This is a genomic window from Rhizobium mayense (assembly GCF_030272705.1).
GTDB lineage: Bacteria > Pseudomonadota > Alphaproteobacteria > Rhizobiales > Rhizobiaceae > Rhizobium > Rhizobium mayense.
Map to the genome: position 1 here is coordinate 1 of NZ_JARFYM010000053.1, position 17960 is coordinate 17960.

Sequence of the window (17960 nt, forward strand, 5' to 3'; positions counted from 1 at the left end):
TCTGCGGCCCTGGCGACTGTTCGGGTTCGATGGAACGGTAGATGGAGACCCGGGCTCTCCCACGGGCTTGGTGTCCCTTGGGTCCGGCGGTCTTCCATCCACCACCGCGCTGCCACCAGTAGCACACACGGACAGGCCTAAGTTACAAGGGTTAAGCTCTTACCACTCGGCCACGCTGCCATCTTCATGGCGCCAGACCGGATTGCGCCAGCGATGGCCTTCCTTCGCGCGTTCGATGACATAGGCTTCGTCCACTTCGATGCCGAGGCCAGGCCCCTGCGGAATGCTGACGAAGCCGTCGGCGTATTTGAAGACTTCCTTGTTAGAGATGTAGTCGAGAATGTCGTTGCCCTTGTTGTAGTGGATGCCGAGGCTCTGCTCCTGGATGAAGGCATTGTAGCTGACGGCATCGACCTGCAGGCAGGCGGCAAGCGCGATCGGGCCGAGCGGGCAATGCGGCGCGAGCGCCACGTCATAGGCTTCTGCCATCGCCGCGATCTTGCGGCATTCGGTGATGCCGCCGGCATGGCTGAGGTCGGGCTGCAGGATGTCGACATAGCCATCCGATAGAACCGACTTGAAGTCCCAGCGCGAATAGAGCCGTTCGCCGAGTGCGATCGGGGTGGAGGCGTGATTGGCGATTTCCTTCAGCGCTTCGCGATTTTCGGAGAGCACCGGCTCTTCGATGAAGAGCAGCTTGTAGGGCTCGAGCTCCTTGGCGAGAACCTTGGCCATCGGGCGATGGACGCGGCCGTGGAAATCGACGCCGATACCGATATAGGGGCCGATCGCCTCGCGGATGGTGGCGATGGTTTCAACAGCCTTTTCCACCTTGTCGTAGGTGTCGACGATCTGCATTTCTTCGCAGCCGTTGAGCTTGATCGCCTTGAAGCCGCGGGCAACGACGTCCTTGGCGTTGTTGGCGACGTCGGAGGGGCGGTCGCCACCGATCCAGGAGTAGACTTTGATCTTGTCGCGCACCTGGCCGCCGAGCAGCGAGTGGATGGGCTGGCCGAGGGCCTTGCCCTTGATGTCCCAGAGCGCCTGGTCGATGCCGGCGATGGCGCTCATGTGGATGGCGCCGCCGCGATAGAAGCCGGCGCGGTACATGACGGTCCAATGGTCCTCGATCAGGAAGGGGTCCTTGCCGATCAGATAGTCTTCCAGCTCATGCACAGCCGCCTGGACGGTCAATGCACGGCCTTCGACCACCGGCTCGCCCCAGCCCGTGATACCTTCGTCCGTTTCGATCTTCAGGAACATCCAGCGCGGCGGCACGATATAGGTCGTCAATTTGGTGATTTTCATGGGAAGCTTCCGTTTCGGCTTTGGGAACATATCAGCGGCGCCAGGCCGCGGATTTCGGGAATTCAGGTCTTGTTTTTCTCCGCCTGCCTGATCGCCTTTTCGGCGATCGCAAGGTCGCGGGCGGCAAGGTTCAGCATGCGATGGGCGCAGTCTCGCGCGGCGGTGCGGTTGCGGAGGCGCAGCGCTTCCACGAGGTCGCCATGGACTGCAATTGCCTCGTCGCGGCTGTCGACGGCGACATTCGAAGCATGGAGCGCATATTTCAGGCCGGCATGGATGGCGCTCGAAAGGCGGCGGAACACCTGGTTGTGGCTGGCGCTCAGGAGCACCGTATGAAACGTCACGTCGGCTTCGGTGAAGCCTTCGGGATCGTCGCCGGAATCGCGCATCTGCCGCCACGCCCTGTCGAGATCGGCAATCTCCTGGGCTGTGGCGCGCTCGGCGGCATATTCGGCGGCCACCGGCTCAATAGTGCGCCGAGCCTCGAGAATGCAGCCGAGAATATCGAATTCGGCTATGTAAGGCCCCATCCACTCCAATACGTCCTGATCGAGGATATTCCAGTCGTCCTTGTCGCAGACGGTGGTGCCTATGCGCGGCTTGCCGCGCACGAGCCCTTTCGATTCCAGGATCTTCAGGGATTCGCGGATGACGGTACGGCTGACGCCGTAGATGTCGCAGAGGTCGTTTTCGCGCGGCAGTGCCGAGCCCGCCGGATAGCGTTCGGAACAGATGTCCGCGGCGATCGCCGCTGTGACGTTCTTGCGCACGCGTGGGCGGCGCTCCGGTGCCGCGTTCAGCCTTTGCTCTTGCCGTTCAAACGAATCCAATTTTCTTCTCCGCAGTCGCTCTCCCGCGCGGCCGAGGCTCTGCTTAGCGGAATTCATTCCGCATGGCGATAAGCGTCGGGCCGTTTGGCGGGCCATCCTTCCCAAAAGTCACATTATTCGAATCATCATACATTGGCAATTGACTGGTATGATGATTTATCATACTCCAAGAATACTGCCTGGGAGGGCAGGTGCTCCACTTCGGATTTTTTTGGGAGAGAATCATGCGCTTTTTCAAAGCAGCTATTCTGGCTGGTGCGGTTGCGGTCATCGCCGCCACCTCGGCCTTCGCCGCAGATGTGAAAATCGGCTTCGTGGTCAAGCAGCCGGAAGAACCCTGGTTCCAGGACGAATGGAAGTTCGCCGACGTCGCCGCCAAAGAGAAGGGCTTCACGCTCGTCAAGATCGGTGCTGAAGACGGCGAAAAGGTTCAGGCCGCGATCGACAATCTCGGCGCCCAGGGAGCGCAGGGCTTCATCATCTGCACGCCAGATGTCAAGCTTGGCCCCGGCATCGTTGCCAAGGCTGCCGCCAACCAGCTCAAGCTGATGACCGTCGACGACCGTCTGGTCAGCGCCGACGGCAAGCCGCTGGAAGACGTGCCGCATATGGGCATTTCCGCGACTAAGATCGGCGAGAGCGTCGGTCAGGCGATCGTCGATGAAATCAAGAAGCGCGGTTGGGACATGAAGAATGTCGGCGCCATTCGTGTTTCCTACGATCAGCTTCCGACCGCCGTCGACCGCGTCGAGGGCGCCATCTCGGTGCTGAAGGGCGCCGGCTTCCCGGCCGCAAACATCTATGACGCGCCGCAGGCCAAGACCGACACGGAAGCCGCGCTGAATGCTGCGACGACCGTGCTCAACAAGCATGCCGACGTGAAATATTGGATTGCCTTCGGTCTCAACGACGAAGCGGTGCTCGGCGCGGTGCGTGCGACGGAATCGGTCGGTATCCCCGCCGCCAATGTCATCGGAGTCGGTATCGGCGGTGCAGACTCGGCCATCAACGAGTTCAAGAAGCCGCAGCCGACCGGCTTCTTCGGCACGGTCATCATCTCGCCGAAGCGTCATGGCTACGAAACCGCGATCAACATGTACGACTGGATCGCCAACAGCAAGGAACCGCCGAAGCTGACGCTGACCTCCGGTTCGCTGGCCCTGCGCGGCGATTATCAGAAGGTCCGCAAGGATCTCGGCATCGAATAATCACCCTCCCCAGGTGATCATGGCCCGGTGGCAACCTTGCCGCCGGGTCCTTTTACCAGTGAGAGAAACATGGCCTTTCTCGAATTCAACGGCATTTCCAAGAGCTATCCCGGCGTTCAGGCGCTGTCGAACATCACCTTCCCTGTCGTCAAGGGCGCGGTGCACGGATTGATGGGCGAAAACGGCGCCGGAAAGTCGACGCTGATCCGCATTCTTTCCGGAGACCAGTCCGCTGACGCGGGCTCGATAACGATCGACGGACAGGAGCAGCACTACCATTCGGCGCGCGATGCCTTTCACGCCGGCGTCACGGTCATCCACCAGGAGCTGCAGCTGGTGCCGGAACTGACCGTCGCAGAAAACCTGTGGCTCGGCCGCTTTCCGGCCAAGGCGGGCGTCATCAGCGGCAAGACGCTGATCGAAACCGTGCGCGCCAAGCTGCGGGAGATCGGCATCGACGTCGATCCGGCGGCCAAGGTGTCGTCACTGTCGATCGGCGCGCGGCAGATGGTGGAAATCGCCAAGGCCGTCATGGTCGACGCCCGCGTGATCGCGCTCGACGAGCCGACCTCGTCGCTGTCGTCCCGCGAGAGCGAGATCATGTTCTCCCTGATCGAGCGGCTGAAATCGAACGGCACCGTCATTCTCTATGTCTCGCACCGGCTCGACGAGATCTTCCGGCTCTGCGACAGCCTGACAGTACTGCGCGACGGCAAGCTTGCGGCAAACCATCCTGACATCAAGAAAGTTACGCGCGAGCAGATCATTGCCGAGATGGTCGGCCGCGAGATCAGCAATATCTGGGGCTGGCGCGAACGGCCGCTCGGACCCGTCCGGCTGGAGGTCAAGGGCCTTTCGGGGCGGAGGCTGCCAACGCCGATCAATTTTTCCGTCCGCAAGGGCGAAATCCTCGGCTTCTTCGGCCTCATCGGCGCCGGTCGCAGTGAGATGGCGCGGCTATTGTTCGGCGCGGACCATCGTCATCAGGGCACGGTCGCCATCGATGGCATCACCGTCGCTCCGAACAACCCCAAGGCGGCGATCCATGCCGGCATGGTGCTTTGTCCGGAGGACCGCAAGCTCGATGGGATTATCCAGGGTCGCTCGATCCAGGAGAATATTACCATCTCCTCGCGGCGGCATTTTTCGCCATTCGGCATATTGAGCCCTCGCAAGGAAGCGCAGCTTGCCGATCAATTCATCGCCAAGTTGCGCGTGCGCACGCCGTCGCGCAGACAGGACATCATCAATCTCTCCGGCGGCAACCAGCAGAAGGTCATTCTCGGCCGCTGGCTGTCCGAGCAGGGCGTCAAGGTGCTGGTCGTCGACGAGCCGACGCGCGGTATCGATGTCGGAGCGAAATCGGAAATCTATGAAATCCTCTATGACCTGGCGGCCGAGGGCATGGCGATCGTCGTCATCTCCAGCGAGCTGCCGGAAGTCATGGGCATTTCCGACCGGATCATCGTGATGTGCGGTGGCAAGGTCGCCGCCGATGTGGCGCGGGCGGATTTCAACGAGCACCAGATTCTTACCGCCGCGCTGCCGGACAAAAACGCCGCAGGCACATTCTGACTAGGGAACACGCGACGATGTCTTCCATGAAAAAAATCCTTCTCGGCGAACAGGGCCTCGTCGTCATCTTCGCGGTGGCCTTCGTCATCGTGTCGCTGACGGTTCCGAATTTCCTGACCGAGCGCAACATGATCGGCCTGCTGCAATCGGTGGTCACGATCGGCATCGTTGCCTGCACGATGATGTTCTGCCTGGCCTCACGCGATTTCGATCTTTCCGTCGGCTCGACGGTCGCTTTCTGCGGCATGATCGCGGTCATGGCTTCAAACGTCACCGGCTCCATCATTCTCGGCCTGCTGGCGGCATTGGTCTGTGGCGCGATCGTCGGCCTGGTCAATGGCGTGCTCATCGCCAAGGTGCGCATCAATGCGCTGATCGCAACGCTCGCCACCATGCAGATCGTCCGCGGTCTGGCGCTGATCGCCTCGGACGGCCGCGCCGTCGGCATCAACGATCCGAATTTCTATCAGCTGGCGCTCTCGACCTTTCTCGGCATTCCGACGCCGATCTGGATCATGGTGATCTTGTTCCTCCTGTTCGGCTTCGTTCTGAACCGCACCATCTTCGGCAAGAACACGCTGGCGATCGGCGGCAATCCGGAGGCTTCGCGACTGGCGGGCGTCAACGTCGCCACGATGCGGATCTGGATCTTCACGCTGCAGGGTTTCATCTGCGCGATCGCCGGCATTCTGCTGTCGTCGCGCATCACTTCCGGTCAACCGAATGCGGCAATCGGGCTCGAGCTGCTGGTCATCTCGGCCTGTGTGCTCGGCGGCGTGTCGCTGGCAGGCGGCCGGGCCTCGATGAGCGGCGTCATCGTCGGCGTGCTGATCATGGGCATCGCGCAGAACGTCATGAATCTTCTCAATATTCCCGCCTTCTATCAGTATCTCGTCCTTGGCTCGATCCTGCTGATAGCCGTGACACTGGACAATATCCGGTCGGCCGCTGCCGGGCGCCGGAGGGGATAACCAAAGGCGTTGGCCAGAGCCGGCAGGTTAATTGTTACGGCCCTGTCGTCTTCGACGGATAGAGCATTATATTGCCGGTTGGGGCAGCCCTGGAGCATCCGGCTTTCAGGTTGGATCGGCTGCTTCCCATCGGTCATTGCGGGGAGGGCAAGGGGCCTTTTCCGACGCTCAATCAACGACAAGGAGGACGGCATGCAGATCAATCGTACAGGTTCGGCCCAGTGGTCCGGCGGTCTGAAGGACGGCAAGGGTCAGATCTCGACCCAGAGCGGCGCGCTCAATCACTATCCCTATGGTTTTGCCAGCCGCTTCGAAGGCGTTGCCGGTACAAATCCGGAAGAGCTGATCGGCGCGGCCCATGCCGGCTGCTTCACCATGGCTCTGTCGCTGATCCTCAATGAGGCCGGCTTTACCGCCGAGAGCATGGAAACGACCGCCAAGGTCACGCTCGAAAGCGTCGAAGGCGGCTTTGCAATCACCGCGATCCACCTAACGCTGACCGGTAAAGTTCCCGGCGCCGACGAAGCCAAGTTCACCGAACTCGCCAATAAGGCCAAGGCCGGTTGCCCGGTCTCCAAGGCGCTTGCTTCCGTTCCGATTACGCTGGAAGTCCACGCGGCCTAACGTTTCCGACGGAAACGCCGCGTCTGTCGCGCGGCGTTTTTGCACGCAAATGCGTGCGGTTTCACACATATTTCGCCGTAAATCTACAATCCCGCATCCAATAGCCGGGCTAAGCTCCGCGCAGAAAATACATTGCGCGAAGGGGATTGTTTGAATGTCCGGACTTACGTTGATTCACGTCATTATCAGCCTGATCGCTATTGTCACCGGCATAGCGGTGGCCCATGGTTTCCTGACCGGCAAGCGCTATGAGCGCACCACACTGGTCTATATGGTCACCACGATCCTTACCAGCCTCACCGGTTTCCTCTTTCCGTTCAACGGGGTAACGCCGGGGATCGTTGTCGGCACGCTTTGCGTGCTGATCTTTATCCCCACCGCGTTGGCGCTCTACAAGTACCGTCTGGCCGGGATTTGGCGGCCGGTCTACGTCGTCGGCGCTCTCGCGCTGCTCTTCTTCAACTGTCTCGTGCTGATCGTGCAGTCGTTCCAGAAGATTCCGCCGCTGCACGCTCTGGCTCCCGCCGATAATGCCCCGCCGGTCCTCGCCTCGCAGCTCGTGCTGCTGGCGGTCGTCGTTATCGTAGGCTTCCTGAGCGTGCGTCGCTTCCGCCCGCAGCTTCAGGGCGCCTGAGCCGATCAATCTATCGACGATACGTTTCAACCGTCTCGCTTCGCGGGGCGGTTTGTTGACATATCGGCTTTGATGATTTACGACTGACGAAAATTAAAAATCGTCACTCGTAAATCGAAAGTGCATCCATGCTCGATCTTTCTGATGTCAGCGCCGATCCTGCGCGTCAGGAAAACATAACGCGGATCCTCGATTCCGCCGAAAAGCTGTTTCGCCACTACGGCTACAGCAAGACGACGGTCGCCGATGTCGCCCGCGATCTCGGCATGTCGACCGCGAATATCTACCGCTTCTTCGCGTCCAAGACGGAAATCCACCAGGCCGTCTGTGGCCGCATGCTGGCGCAGAGCTACAAGATGGCCTACGACATCCGTCATCTGCGGATCAGCGCTTCCGAGCGGCTGCGCGCCTACGTCCATGCCCAATTCAAAATGACGCTCGAGACGATGCTCGACGAACAGAAAGTGCATGAGATGGTGGTCGTCGCCATCGAGCGCGATTGGCATGTGATCGAAAAACACATCGACCGGATCCACGACCTCTTGGCTGAAATCATTGCCGAGGGCATCGCGGCCGGCGAGTTCGCCGAACAGGATCCGGCTTCCGCGTCGAAGTGCTTCGGCGCGGCGACGATCCTTTTGTGTCATCCGCAGATGGTCGCGCAATGTCTCGCCAAAACGAACCGGGCCGAGCCCGACGAACTCATCGACTTCGCTCTTAGAGCCCTGAAGAAATAACAGTCCGCATGCCGGATGATCCGCGTGCCCTTGCATTGCATTTGACTAAAGCCGTTTCATCAAGGAGAGCGACATGGTCTCGCTAACGACCACCACTATACGATCCGCTGCCGGCGCTGCACTTTTTGCCGCCGTTGCGCTCACGCTTTCGGGCTGCAACGAGAAGAAAGAGGAAACGGCGGAAGTGATCCGGCCCGTGAAGGTCGTTGAGATCGCTCAGGCGGATACGACGCGCATGCTCGACTATTCCGGCTCGGTCAGGGCACGGACGGATATGAACCTCGGCTTCCGTGTCAACGGCAAGATTGTCGAGCGCAAGGTGGATATCGGCCAGAAGGTCAAGCCCGGCGATGTACTCGCGCGCATCGATTCCACTGACTTCGCCTTGGCTGTGCGCCGCTCGCAGGCCGATCTTGGTGCTGCAGAAAAACAAGTGCAGACAACGGAGCTTGCGCGCAATCGCGCCCAGCAGCTCTTCGAAAAGAACGTCGCGCCGAAATCGCAGCTGGAACAGGCCGAGCTTTCCTATGATCAGGCCGTATCGACGCGCGATTCCGCAGTGTCCGCGCTCGCGGAAGCAAAGAACCAGGTCGCCTACACCGATCTGACGTCGGACATGAACGGCATAGTGACGACCATCAATGCCGATGTCGGTCAGGTGGTCGGTTCCGGCACGCCCGTTATCACCGTCGCCGTCGACGGCGAAAAGGAAGTGCAGATCGCCGTTCCGGAAATGGACATCGCGCAGTTCAAGGTCGGCAAGGACGTCAAGGCGCACTTCTGGTCTGACGATGCGCTGGTGCTGGACGGCAAGGTCCGTGAAGTGTCCGGAAGTGCCGATGCTCAGTCGCGCACCTTTGCAGTCCGCGTCAGCCTGCCGAACGATCCGCGCGTCCTGCTCGGCATGACCGCGACAATCGAGGCTCAAGCCGACAATACCCAGCCTTACGTCTCTATCCCACTAAGCGCGCTTGCTCAGAAGGATGGCCGGCAGATCGTCTGGTTGGTCGATCGCAGCGCCGGCACGGTGCATTCCCGCAGCGTCAAGGTTGCCGATTTCGCCGATGACGGCGTGCGCGTCGCCGATGGTCTCAAGGCCGGCGATGTCGTCGTTGCCGCCGGCACGCAATTCATGAGCGAAAATATGAAGGTCAAGGTGCCGACTGCTCAGCAGGCGTCGGCAGAAACGAATGGCAGCGCCGTGGCTGCTGATATCGTGCGCTAAACCAATCGAGGGGCGGGACAATGACTATGAACAGCACCTCCGAAGAGAAGAAGCGTTTCAACCTGTCGCGATGGGCGATTGCCCATCCCAGCATCGCGCGCTTCCTGTTTGCACTGATCATCATCGCCGGCGCGCTTGGGCTCACGCACATGGGCCAGAAGGAAGATCCGGATTTCACATTCCGCGTCATGGTGGTGGAAACCATCTGGCCCGGCGCCTCGCTGCAGGACATGGAAGACCAGGTCGTGAACAAGATCGAGCGCAAGCTGCAGGAAACGCCGCATCTCGATTGGGTGAAATCCTATACCCGCGCCGGCTTTGCGATCACGACCGTCCAGATCAAGGGCGACACCAACACCGAACAGGTGAAGGACGCCTTCTATCAGGTGCGCAAGAAGGTCGGCGATATCGCCAATACGCTGCCGGAAGGGCTGCAAGGCCCCTATTTCAACGATGAGTTCGGCGATACCTTCATCACCCTGCATTCAATCAGCGGCGATGGCTACAGCTATCCCGAGCTAAAGAAATTCGCGATCCAAGCCCGCGACATGCTGCTCGCGACGCCCGGCGTCGAGAAGGCTGTGATCATCGGCGACCAGCCCGAGCAGATCTATATCGATGTCTCCTCCAAGGTGCTGGCCGAGCGCGGTCTGACGCTGACTGCCTTGCAGAATGCGATCGTCGGTCAGAACAAAGTCGATCCGGCGGGCTCGGTCGATACCAGCACGCGCTCCGTGCGCATCTCGGTCGAGGGTGACGTCAACAAGATTGAGGATATCAAGAATCTCCGGCTGACTGCCGGCGGCCAGGTAACGCGTCTCGGCGATATCGCAACGGTGAGCGCCGGGCTGCAAGACCCTTACACGGCCAAGTTCCTCTATAACGGTCACGAGAGCGTCCAACTCGGCGTCGTCATGGCCAATGGCAACAAGGTGACCGACGTCGGCAAGGCGGTGGAAGAGACCTACAAGCGTTTCGAGGCGTCGCTGCCGGTCGGCGTGCAGGTCGATCAGATCTCCAACCAGCCGGAAGTGGTGACCGACGCCATCAGCGAGTTCATGCATGCGCTCGGCGAGGCGCTGGTGATCGTGCTGATCGTCTCCTTCCTGTCGATCGGCTGGCGCTCCGGCCTGGTGATCGCCATCGCCATTCCGCTGGTGTTGGCGGCGACCTTCGCCATGATGTACGAGCTCGGCATCGACCTGCAGCGTATCTCGCTCGGCGCCCTCATCATCGCGCTCGGCCTCCTTGTCGACGATGCGATGATCGTGGTCGAGCTGATGGAACGCAAGCTGGAGGAGGGGCTGGTCAAGCTCGATGCAGCCAGCTTTGCCTATTCCTCGACAGCTTTCCCGATGCTGACCGGCACGCTGATCACCACGGCCGGCTTCATCCCGGTCGGCTTCGCCGCATCGACAGCCGGCGAATATGTCCGCACGCTCTTTTACGTCGTCGGCATCGCGCTGGTGATCTCCTGGTTCGTCGCGGTCTATTTCACGCCCTGGCTCGGCTACATGATCCTGAAGCAGCGCCATCATGCCGGAGAGCATCACGATGTCTTCGACACCCGCTTTTACCGCCGCCTGCGCTCGTCAGTGAGCTGGGCCGTGCGTCATCGCGTCATCGTGCTGCTTTTGACGTTGGTCGCCTTTGTCGGCAGCCTGTGGTCCTTCCAGTTCATCCCGCAGAATTTCTTCCCGCAGTCTTCGCGGCCGGAAATTCTGGTCGATCTGTGGCTACCGGAAGGCACCAGTATCAAGGAAGTCGAACGCCAGGCGCAGGCCCTCGAAGCCCGCATGGCCGATGATCCCGACAAACGGTTCATCGCCACCTATGTCGGCCAGGGTGCGCCGCGCTTCTTCCTGCCGCTTGATCAGCAGCTGACGAACCCGAACTATGCCCAGATGCTTGTCATGGCCAAGGACGAGCCAGCCCGCGAGCGGCTGATCACCAAGATGCGTGGCATCCTGGCGGCGGATTTCCCGTCGGTCCGTGGCAAGGTCGACCGCCTGTTCCTGGGCCCGCCGACCGGCTGGCCGGTGCAGTTGCGCGTGATGGGTCCGGACCGGCAGGAGGTTCGCCACATTGCCGACGAGGTGAAGGCGCGCTTTGCACAGAACCCGCTGCTTGGCGCCATCCATGACGACTGGCTCGAGCCGGTGCCGGCCATGAAGCTGGTGATCGATCAGGACCGCGCCCGCGCACTCGGTGTCACCTCGCAGCGTATCCGCCAGATGCTGCAGGCCTCGATGTCCGGCGTCACCCTCGACAATTATCGCGAGGGCGAGGAGACCGTGGGCATTGTCGCACGGGAACCGGACGCTAGCCGTCACCTGCTGACCTCGGTCAATTCCATCTATATCCCGACCGACTCCGGCGGTTTCGTGCCACTGTCGCAGGTCGCAAAGGTGGTGCCCGTAATGGAGCAGAGCATCGAGTGGCGCCGCGATCGCCTGCCGACGATCACGGTCCGGGCTACGCTTCCCGACGACGTTCAGTCGAACGACGTGACAGCCAAGCTCTATAACGACATGGCCGATCTCAGAAACAGCCTGCCGGCGGGCTACAAGATCGAGATTCAGGGCGGTGCCGAAGACAGCGCCGAAAGCCAGGCCTCGATTGCCGCCAAGGCACCGATCATGCTGGTCATCATCGTCGTGCTGCTGATGGCGCAGCTCCAGCATTTCGGCAAGGCGATGCTGGTGCTCTCCACGGGCCCGCTCGGTATCATTGGCGCGGCCGGTGCTCTGCTGATCAGTCGCGCGCCCTTCGGCTTCGTGGCGATCCTTGGCGTCATCGCGCTGCTCGGCATCATCATCCGCAATTCGATCATCCTCGTCGACCAGATCGACCAGGATATCGCGGCGGGCATGGACCGGAAGGAGGCGATCATCGGCTCGGCCGTCCGGCGTTTCCGGCCGATCATGCTGACGGCCTTGACGGCGGTGCTGGCATTGATCCCGATCTCGCGGGGCGTCTTCTGGGGGCCGCTTGCCTACGCCATGATGGGCGGCATCCTGGTCGCCACCGTACTCACCATCTTCGTGCTGCCGGCAGGCTACGCGCTCTTCTTCGGCCGCGAGCCGAAAAAGAAGGAGCAAGCGCCGGCCGTGCAACAGGAGAGCAACGACGCCGTGGATCATCTGCCACCGGCTATAGCAGCGGAATAATAAGCGCGGGCAAAGCGAGAAGGGGTCTCGGCATAGGCTGAGGCCCCTTTAATTTTATCGGCGGGTTGCTTAAAGCGGTTCAAGCGGAATCGCCTGAACCGCTTTAATGTTTGTTTTTACGCGATTCCGGACGGAAAACCGCTTCGCACTTTTCCTGGAACTGCTCAGAAGACCTGCGTCAGGATCGTCTGGCGGCCGTCGGCGATCTTGAGGACAGTCAGGCTGCCACCCATCGCGGCGGCAGTGTCGATGCCAATGCGCTGATTGCCAAAGACGGGTTCCAGGCCTGGCGTGTGACCATGGACCACCAGCACCGGCAATTGCGGTCCTTCGGTGAGGAAGGGGTCGCGGATCCAGATCAGATCCTGGTCGGTTTGTTCGGCAAGCGGTATGCCGGGCCGGATGCCGGCATGGACGAACAGAATGGGGCCGACGAGGATGGCGATCGGCAGAGAGCGCAGCAATTCGACATGTGCCTGCGGGACAGCCTGCCGAACGGTTTCGCAGAATTCCTCGATGCTCCGGCCCTCTTCCAGCAGCAGATATTCCGCGTCGACGCCATAGGAGGTGAGCGTCTGGACGGCGCCGAACTCGAGCCAATGGCTATTGGCGCGCGGATCGTCCAGGAACTTTAGGAAGACGTCGTCGTGGTTGCCACAGAGGATGTAACGGTCAAAGCCCGCAGGCGGCGGCTCGCACAGATGCTGCAGCACTTCGTTCGATCGCGGACCACGATCGACATAGTCGCCAAGAAGCATCAGCACCTTCCGGCCAGTAATCGTGCTGGCATCCTCGATGATGCGCCTCTCCGCTTCGATCAATGAGTCATAGCAGCCATGGATATCGCCTATCGCGTAGATGGCTGTATAGCCCTCTGCTGTCAGATCGATGCGTTGCCGCCGGTGCTGTTCCATGAACTTCGCCGTCCTCCTGCCGATAAGTCGATGAAATAGTCCGGTCATGGACGCATATGCCAACACGCGGTACAATCTTTTGAAAATATTCCAATAATTCCGCCATTTTAAGGCAGCGACACGACGGTAGACCAGCCGGTAGCTCAGCGCAAGATGCGTCGACAGGCGGGACTTACTCTAAGGTTAAGCAAAACAAGAGGATAGACGTGGCTACGCTTTGACGTGGCCAACGCGTCCCCTGGTGGCTGCCGCATTGGAGCGTTTTGCGACGGATGCATGCTTGTTCGCCGATGGAGCCACGGTCATTGGAATATCGGCCGCAGGCTCATCCTTCGACGCTCCCGCAACGTCCTTTGAAATCGTCCGTGCCGTTGCGATCACCGTACGGCGAATTTCCTCGACACGACGCTCTTCGACACCGGCGACGAACGGGATGCTGACGGCGGCGATCACCGCATTCGAGGCATCGCGAACGGGGGCAGCAAAGGCATGAACGCCGACCATCTGTTCGCCCGTGTCACGCGCCCAGTCGCGTTCCCGGATGAGGGCGAGTTCCTCCAGCATACGTGCCGGGTCCGAGATCGTCTGGTTTGTCAGGGCTTCGAGCTTAGTAAGGCGCCGCTCGATATCCTCCTGCGGGGAGAATGCCAGCAGTATCTTGCCCGCGGCGCCCGCATGGATCGGCAGCCGCTGGCCGGCGGAGGCCGTCAGCGCATATTGGCCGCGGCCTTGGCTCGCGGCAACGACGAGGATTTCGTCGCCCGACAGCACGGTAAGCTTGCCGCCTTCACCCGTCACATCAGACATCTGGTTCAGATGCGGCTGGGCGATCGCCAGGAGATCGTAACTCGCGACATTCGGCGCCACATGCGCTGCGAGCGTCAGCAACCGCCGACCGAGCGTGTAGGTGCCGGTGGGCGAGCGGTGGACGAAATCATGCGCGCTCAGCGTATTCAGCATGCGGTAGACCGTGGTCCGCGATAGCTTCACGGCTTTGACGATCTCACGGATCGTCGCACCTTCCGGCGTCCGTTCGAGCAAGGCAAAGACATCCACCATCCGCTCGATGACCGGAATGCGATATTTCTGCGATGCTTCTTCACTGATGTCAGCCATGCGAAATCCCTAGACGGATGCCGTGGGCGGGCATCCTCCACCCTTTTCCCCTGCATTCCTTACGCAAAGCGCCGCTTCCACGCAATGCACCATCACTGCGATTGACTTTGGCAGAAAATTACTCCTAAATTCACACGTGAACGCATCATAGTTCAAATAAAAACATATGGCATCACATCCTCCGCATATATTTGCGATGACGGTCCTGATGTCGAAGCCGGCGATATCCGTGGGAGCGGATGCGCCTGATGGTTGAGAGGAGATCGCCAAGCCGCGACGGCCTTGGCTACTGCATAATTCCTTAAATCGGATTCGATTTAAGGGGGAAATTATGCAGCATTTCAAAGTGTTACAGCGTCCTTAGCGCGTCTCAAAAGACGCGCGGCGCTGTAAGCAGTCCAAAGAGGAGGTACTGCACGTGAAGAATGTGAAATCGATCGGCCACGTCGCCGTCAGCGTCAAGGACATCGAGCGGTCGCTCGACTTCTACGTCAACAAGCTCGGCTTTGATGAGATGTTTCGCCTGGAGCGCGACAACCGTCTCTGGATCGTCTATTTGCGCATCACCGATACGCAATATATTGAGCTGTTTCCGGATGCGGTCGGCGACAGCGCACCGCCCTTCGCCAATGTCGGGTTCAACCACCTTTGCCTGGAAGTCGACGATATCGACGGTGCAATTGCCGAGCTGACCGGCAAGGGCGTCGTGCTGACCGCCGAAAAGAAGCTCGGTGTCGATCACAATTATCAGGCCTGGATCACCGATCCCGAGGGTAACCGCATCGAGCTGATGCAGCTCGGCGAGAAGGCGCTGCAGTTGCAGGCCATCGCCCGCATCAAGGCCGGAGGCTGATTGCGATGGATCTCTTCAAGCATCTCGGCCACATCGCATTGCGCGTTGCCGATCTGGATGCGTCGCTCGCCTTCTACAACAAGCTCGGCTTTCGTGAGATGACGCGGCTGTTGAACGACAAGGGCGAGGCGTGGATCGTTTATCTGCGCATCAATGACGACCAATATCTCGAACTGTTCCCCAAGGGCGTCGACAGGCCGGAAACCGGGCCCAACAGCATCGGCATCTTCCACATCTGCCTGACGGTCGAAAACATCGACACGACCTTCGCCGAACTGGCGAAAGTCGGTATCTATCCAAGCAAGCCGCGCCCGGAAAAGCCCGGCATCGATCACAATCGGGGCGGCTGGATCGAAGATCCCGACGGCACGCAGATCGAGGTCATGGAAATGGCGCCGAACTGCATCCAGTTCCAGGCCATAGAACGGCTGCGAAAAGAGCCGGCCTGAGGGTGCACCCTTTCTCCCGGATGCCGCCGCGGGCGATGAAAATCGCTCCGGCGGTGACCAGGGTTCCATGTTTAGGCCGTGCAGATGCCAGCAACACCAACCTTTTGGAAAAGATGTGGCCTGGCGACAGCGGATGACGGATATGCGGTGACCGCGGCGCGGAAGTCCGGGTGAGTGAACGCCGCTTGAAACGCCTCGGTCGACTCCCAAACGGCATAGTTCAAGTAAGTCGGGTTATCGCCCAGAGCCCGATGAAGCTGCGTCGAGATGAAGCCGGGCTGCCGCTTCATGAAATGGGCATCGTCCTTCCAGACTTCCAGGAAACGCGCTTCGTCGGCTGGATCGAGCGTGAAGAGATTGACGAGCACGACCGGTGCGGCCTTGACAGCGAGCTGGCGGCCAATCGGAAATGTTTCGTCGAGTGGTTGCATGTGCGTCATTTGAACCTCCGTTCATATTGGTATAATGATGTCAATGTGGTGTGATGCATATCTAATATTTTGACATTATGATGTCAATAATAATATATGGTGACAAATGAATGAAGCGACGAGAAGCCCGGCAGGCGAAGCCTTGACCGATCTGATCCTTTCGATGTTCAGGGTGAACAATCTGACCCTGACCTGGGGAGACAGGCTTGTGGCGGCTTACGGACTGACTAGCGCGCGATGGCAGATACTCGGCGCCATCGTGAATGCTGATCGGGCGCAGCCGGTCGCATGGCTGGCCCGAGATCTCGGGGCAAACCGCCAGAACGTGCAGCGGATCGTAAATGACTTGCATGCGGAAGGTCTGGTCGTATTCGAGCCCAACCCACATCATCGGCGGGCGCACCTCGTGGTGCTGACCGACAAAGGACAGCTAGCCTATGACGCCGCGATCAGAGCCTATAACCCGCGCGTCAACGCGATGACCGAAGGGCTCTCGCTTGAAGACATCCAGACCGCACATCGCGTCATGGCGGCGCTGCGGGAACGACTTGATGGCGAACTGGATGCTGAAAAGCACGACTGATCGCCATCCGCGATGCCGTCACCATTCACTGGCTGGTCCGATGTTCTCCTGAGCGTGGTCGGCGGACCTGTGCGGATTGATCTCGGTCTCTGCTTCAAGTCTTGCCGCGAGAAGATACGCTCTATCCTTCGAAGTACCTTTTACGCAAAGGCAGAAGAAGGATTGCCGACGCAACTCCTAGAGCGGCGCCAATGAATGTCTCCCAAATGCGCGCCGCAAGCACCCACGCTGAATATTCGCCGCTGGCCGCCAAGGTGACAACCAGCGCAAAGGCGAAGGCGGCGCATGCAATATCGTAACGCTCAGGAAGAGCCATGGCGTAGATGATCATTGCGATTGCCGCCATGATCCAGATCAGGATTTGGGCATCTGCGGCAATCGGGAGCCAGGCAAGGCCCAAGGGAACGCCGATCATCGTGCCGATCAAGCGTCCGCGAGTACGCTCCATCGTTCCGGTGAACGAATTCGTCACGGTGTAAGTGCAGGCGGTTATGGCCCAAGCGGATTCCTGCATGCCGAACTTGTCGCGCAACGCGACGATAGCTATGGCGGCAATGGCCGCCTGCAATCCGGTTATCAATTCTGGCGAGCACCAGCCGTGCTCGGCGCGTTTTGGCATCGCCATGGTGGGCGGAAGAACCGATCGCTCGGCGGGCCCGCTCAGGAGTCGAGGAACGATTGCCGCGACGGCGGCAATCAGGCCTGCCGTCACAATAGCCTTCATGTCCGCCGCCGTGAGGCCCAGGCTATAGGCCAGGAGCTGGCCAATATAGACCTGCGACCCTATCCCGCCGCCGAGAATTCCAAAGCGTTTGAGATAGCCGACAAGGAAAGCACCACTCGCCAATATAAGTTCAACGCCGGGAAGTCCGGTTCCGTTGAGAGCGGCAGCACTTACGGCCATAACAAATGCACCCGCCGTCGCCGATGCGGTGAGAAGTGCGATATCCCGGCTCGATTCGAAACGCGATGTCCGCGCCTCTGAAACACTCGCCCAAAGCGCGATGCCGCCGGCGAGCACGCTTATGGAAGCTCCGCCGGTCATATGCGTCAGATCGTGAAGGGTACCGAGCAGGGCTGCGATCCCATAGGCGGTGACAAGCCGGAGTCCTTTGATGCGGCGGTGAACACCAGGGTCGAACCGATCAATCCATGAGACGGCATTCCAGGCCATCTTCTTGTAATTGAGGAGCGGGCCGGACGCATCAGCCGGCGCCGCGCGCTCCGGCGTGCGGCTTTCGATATCGGTTTCATCTGGAGTTCTGTCACTCATTGAGAAACTCAATCTCAATTAGCCCGGCATGACATAACTATTAGCTGCCGCGTGATCGT

Annotated in this window: 17 protein-coding genes; 11 read left to right on the forward strand and 6 right to left on the reverse strand. The window is 60.1% G+C overall.

Annotated features, from left to right (window positions below; all coding sequences use genetic code 11):
• Window positions 1-159: 159 nt before the first annotated feature.
• Both dgoD and PY649_RS32495 read right to left on the reverse strand, forming a co-directional pair.
• The gene (gene dgoD, locus PY649_RS32490; RefSeq protein WP_285873041.1) at window positions 160-1338 is read right to left on the reverse strand and encodes a galactonate dehydratase; all 1179 of its coding nucleotides are present in this window, start codon (window positions 1336-1338) and stop codon (window positions 160-162) included.
• 32 nt (window positions 1339-1370) lie between these two features.
• A complete protein-coding gene (locus PY649_RS32495; RefSeq protein WP_285873042.1) occupies window positions 1371-2138 on the reverse strand; it encodes a FadR/GntR family transcriptional regulator in 768 nt (255 codons plus the stop codon).
• Window positions 2139-2362: 224 nt separating this feature from the next.
• On the opposite strand from PY649_RS32495, the gene PY649_RS32500 reads away from it, so the two are divergent.
• From PY649_RS32500 to PY649_RS32535, 8 genes are all read left to right on the forward strand, one after another.
• A complete protein-coding gene (locus PY649_RS32500) occupies window positions 2363-3346 on the forward strand; it encodes an arabinose ABC transporter substrate-binding protein (RefSeq protein ID WP_285873044.1) in 984 nt (327 codons plus the stop codon).
• Between the two features lie 69 nt (window positions 3347-3415).
• Window positions 3416-4921 carry an L-arabinose ABC transporter ATP-binding protein AraG gene (gene araG, locus PY649_RS32505; protein ID WP_285873045.1) on the forward strand — a complete coding sequence of 502 codons (1506 nt, stop codon included), beginning with the start codon at window positions 3416-3418 and terminating at the stop codon, window positions 4919-4921.
• A 17-nt stretch (window positions 4922-4938) separates the two neighbouring features.
• Complete coding sequence (araH, locus tag PY649_RS32510) at window positions 4939-5892, forward strand: L-arabinose ABC transporter permease AraH (RefSeq protein WP_285873046.1); 954 nt, start codon at window positions 4939-4941, stop codon at window positions 5890-5892.
• 192 nt (window positions 5893-6084) lie between these two features.
• Window positions 6085-6516: an OsmC family protein gene (locus PY649_RS32515; RefSeq protein ID WP_285873047.1), complete on the forward strand. Its 432-nt coding sequence runs from the start codon at window positions 6085-6087 to the stop codon at window positions 6514-6516.
• A 154-nt stretch (window positions 6517-6670) separates the two neighbouring features.
• Entirely contained in the window at window positions 6671-7150 is a 480-nt protein-coding gene (locus PY649_RS32520; protein WP_285873048.1) for a hypothetical protein, read from the forward strand.
• A gap of 128 nt (window positions 7151-7278) precedes the next feature.
• Window positions 7279-7887: a TetR/AcrR family transcriptional regulator gene (locus PY649_RS32525; protein WP_285873049.1), complete on the forward strand. Its 609-nt coding sequence runs from the start codon at window positions 7279-7281 to the stop codon at window positions 7885-7887.
• Window positions 7888-7960: 73 nt separating this feature from the next.
• Window positions 7961-9112, forward strand: coding sequence for an efflux RND transporter periplasmic adaptor subunit (locus PY649_RS32530; protein WP_285873050.1), 1152 nt, complete (start codon window positions 7961-7963; stop codon window positions 9110-9112).
• Between the two features lie 20 nt (window positions 9113-9132).
• Window positions 9133-12282, forward strand: a complete 3150-nt coding sequence (locus PY649_RS32535) for an efflux RND transporter permease subunit (RefSeq protein WP_432761449.1) — start codon at window positions 9133-9135, stop codon at window positions 12280-12282.
• A 164-nt stretch (window positions 12283-12446) separates the two neighbouring features.
• Here the strand turns inward: PY649_RS32535 and PY649_RS32540 are convergent, their stop codons facing one another.
• Window positions 12447-13196, reverse strand: coding sequence for a metallophosphoesterase family protein (locus PY649_RS32540; RefSeq protein WP_285873051.1), 750 nt, complete (start codon window positions 13194-13196; stop codon window positions 12447-12449).
• A 210-nt stretch (window positions 13197-13406) separates the two neighbouring features.
• Window positions 13407-14312 (reverse strand): IclR family transcriptional regulator, encoded by a 906-nt coding sequence (locus PY649_RS32545; RefSeq protein ID WP_285873052.1) that lies wholly within the window; start codon window positions 14310-14312, stop codon window positions 13407-13409.
• Window positions 14313-14730: 418 nt separating this feature from the next.
• On the opposite strand from PY649_RS32545, the gene PY649_RS32550 reads away from it, so the two are divergent.
• Both PY649_RS32550 and PY649_RS32555 read left to right on the forward strand, forming a co-directional pair.
• On the forward strand, window positions 14731-15165 hold the full coding sequence (locus tag PY649_RS32550; RefSeq protein WP_285873054.1) for a VOC family protein: 435 nt from the start codon (window positions 14731-14733) through the stop codon (window positions 15163-15165).
• A gap of 5 nt (window positions 15166-15170) precedes the next feature.
• A complete protein-coding gene (locus PY649_RS32555) occupies window positions 15171-15614 on the forward strand; it encodes a VOC family protein (protein WP_120705560.1) in 444 nt (147 codons plus the stop codon).
• 71 nt (window positions 15615-15685) lie between these two features.
• On the opposite strand, the gene PY649_RS32560 is transcribed toward PY649_RS32555, so the two are convergent.
• On the reverse strand, window positions 15686-16054 hold the full coding sequence (locus PY649_RS32560) for an antibiotic biosynthesis monooxygenase family protein (protein WP_285873055.1): 369 nt from the start codon (window positions 16052-16054) through the stop codon (window positions 15686-15688).
• A 97-nt stretch (window positions 16055-16151) separates the two neighbouring features.
• On the opposite strand from PY649_RS32560, the gene PY649_RS32565 reads away from it, so the two are divergent.
• The gene (locus PY649_RS32565; RefSeq protein ID WP_285873056.1) at window positions 16152-16628 is read left to right on the forward strand and encodes a MarR family winged helix-turn-helix transcriptional regulator; all 477 of its coding nucleotides are present in this window, start codon (window positions 16152-16154) and stop codon (window positions 16626-16628) included.
• A 121-nt stretch (window positions 16629-16749) separates the two neighbouring features.
• On the opposite strand, the gene PY649_RS32570 is transcribed toward PY649_RS32565, so the two are convergent.
• Window positions 16750-17901 carry an FUSC family protein gene (locus PY649_RS32570; RefSeq protein WP_285873057.1) on the reverse strand — a complete coding sequence of 384 codons (1152 nt, stop codon included), beginning with the start codon at window positions 17899-17901 and terminating at the stop codon, window positions 16750-16752.
• Between the last annotated feature and the right edge of the window lie 59 nt (window positions 17902-17960).

Excerpts from the sequence above, each read along its gene's own strand:
- dgoD (WP_285873041.1), bottom strand. The coding sequence starts at position 1,338 with ATGTTCCCAAAGCCGAAACGGAAGCTTCCCATGAAAATCACCAAATTG.
- PY649_RS32500 (WP_285873044.1), top strand. The coding sequence starts at position 2,363 with ATGCGCTTTTTCAAAGCAGCTATTCTGGCTGGTGCGGTTGCGGTCATC.
- araG (WP_285873045.1), top strand. The coding sequence starts at position 3,416 with ATGGCCTTTCTCGAATTCAACGGCATTTCCAAGAGCTATCCCGGCGTT.
- araH (WP_285873046.1), top strand. The coding sequence starts at position 4,939 with ATGTCTTCCATGAAAAAAATCCTTCTCGGCGAACAGGGCCTCGTCGTC.
- PY649_RS32515 (WP_285873047.1), top strand. The coding sequence starts at position 6,085 with ATGCAGATCAATCGTACAGGTTCGGCCCAGTGGTCCGGCGGTCTGAAG.
- PY649_RS32520 (WP_285873048.1), top strand. The coding sequence starts at position 6,671 with ATGTCCGGACTTACGTTGATTCACGTCATTATCAGCCTGATCGCTATT.
- PY649_RS32525 (WP_285873049.1), top strand. The coding sequence starts at position 7,279 with ATGCTCGATCTTTCTGATGTCAGCGCCGATCCTGCGCGTCAGGAAAAC.
- PY649_RS32530 (WP_285873050.1), top strand. The coding sequence starts at position 7,961 with ATGGTCTCGCTAACGACCACCACTATACGATCCGCTGCCGGCGCTGCA.
- PY649_RS32535 (WP_432761449.1), top strand. The coding sequence starts at position 9,133 with ATGACTATGAACAGCACCTCCGAAGAGAAGAAGCGTTTCAACCTGTCG.
- PY649_RS32540 (WP_285873051.1), bottom strand. The coding sequence starts at position 13,196 with ATGGAACAGCACCGGCGGCAACGCATCGATCTGACAGCAGAGGGCTAT.
- PY649_RS32545 (WP_285873052.1), bottom strand. The coding sequence starts at position 14,312 with ATGGCTGACATCAGTGAAGAAGCATCGCAGAAATATCGCATTCCGGTC.
- PY649_RS32555 (WP_120705560.1), top strand. The coding sequence starts at position 15,171 with ATGGATCTCTTCAAGCATCTCGGCCACATCGCATTGCGCGTTGCCGAT.
- PY649_RS32560 (WP_285873055.1), bottom strand. The coding sequence starts at position 16,054 with ATGACGCACATGCAACCACTCGACGAAACATTTCCGATTGGCCGCCAG.
- PY649_RS32565 (WP_285873056.1), top strand. The coding sequence starts at position 16,152 with ATGAATGAAGCGACGAGAAGCCCGGCAGGCGAAGCCTTGACCGATCTG.
- PY649_RS32570 (WP_285873057.1), bottom strand. The coding sequence starts at position 17,901 with ATGAGTGACAGAACTCCAGATGAAACCGATATCGAAAGCCGCACGCCG.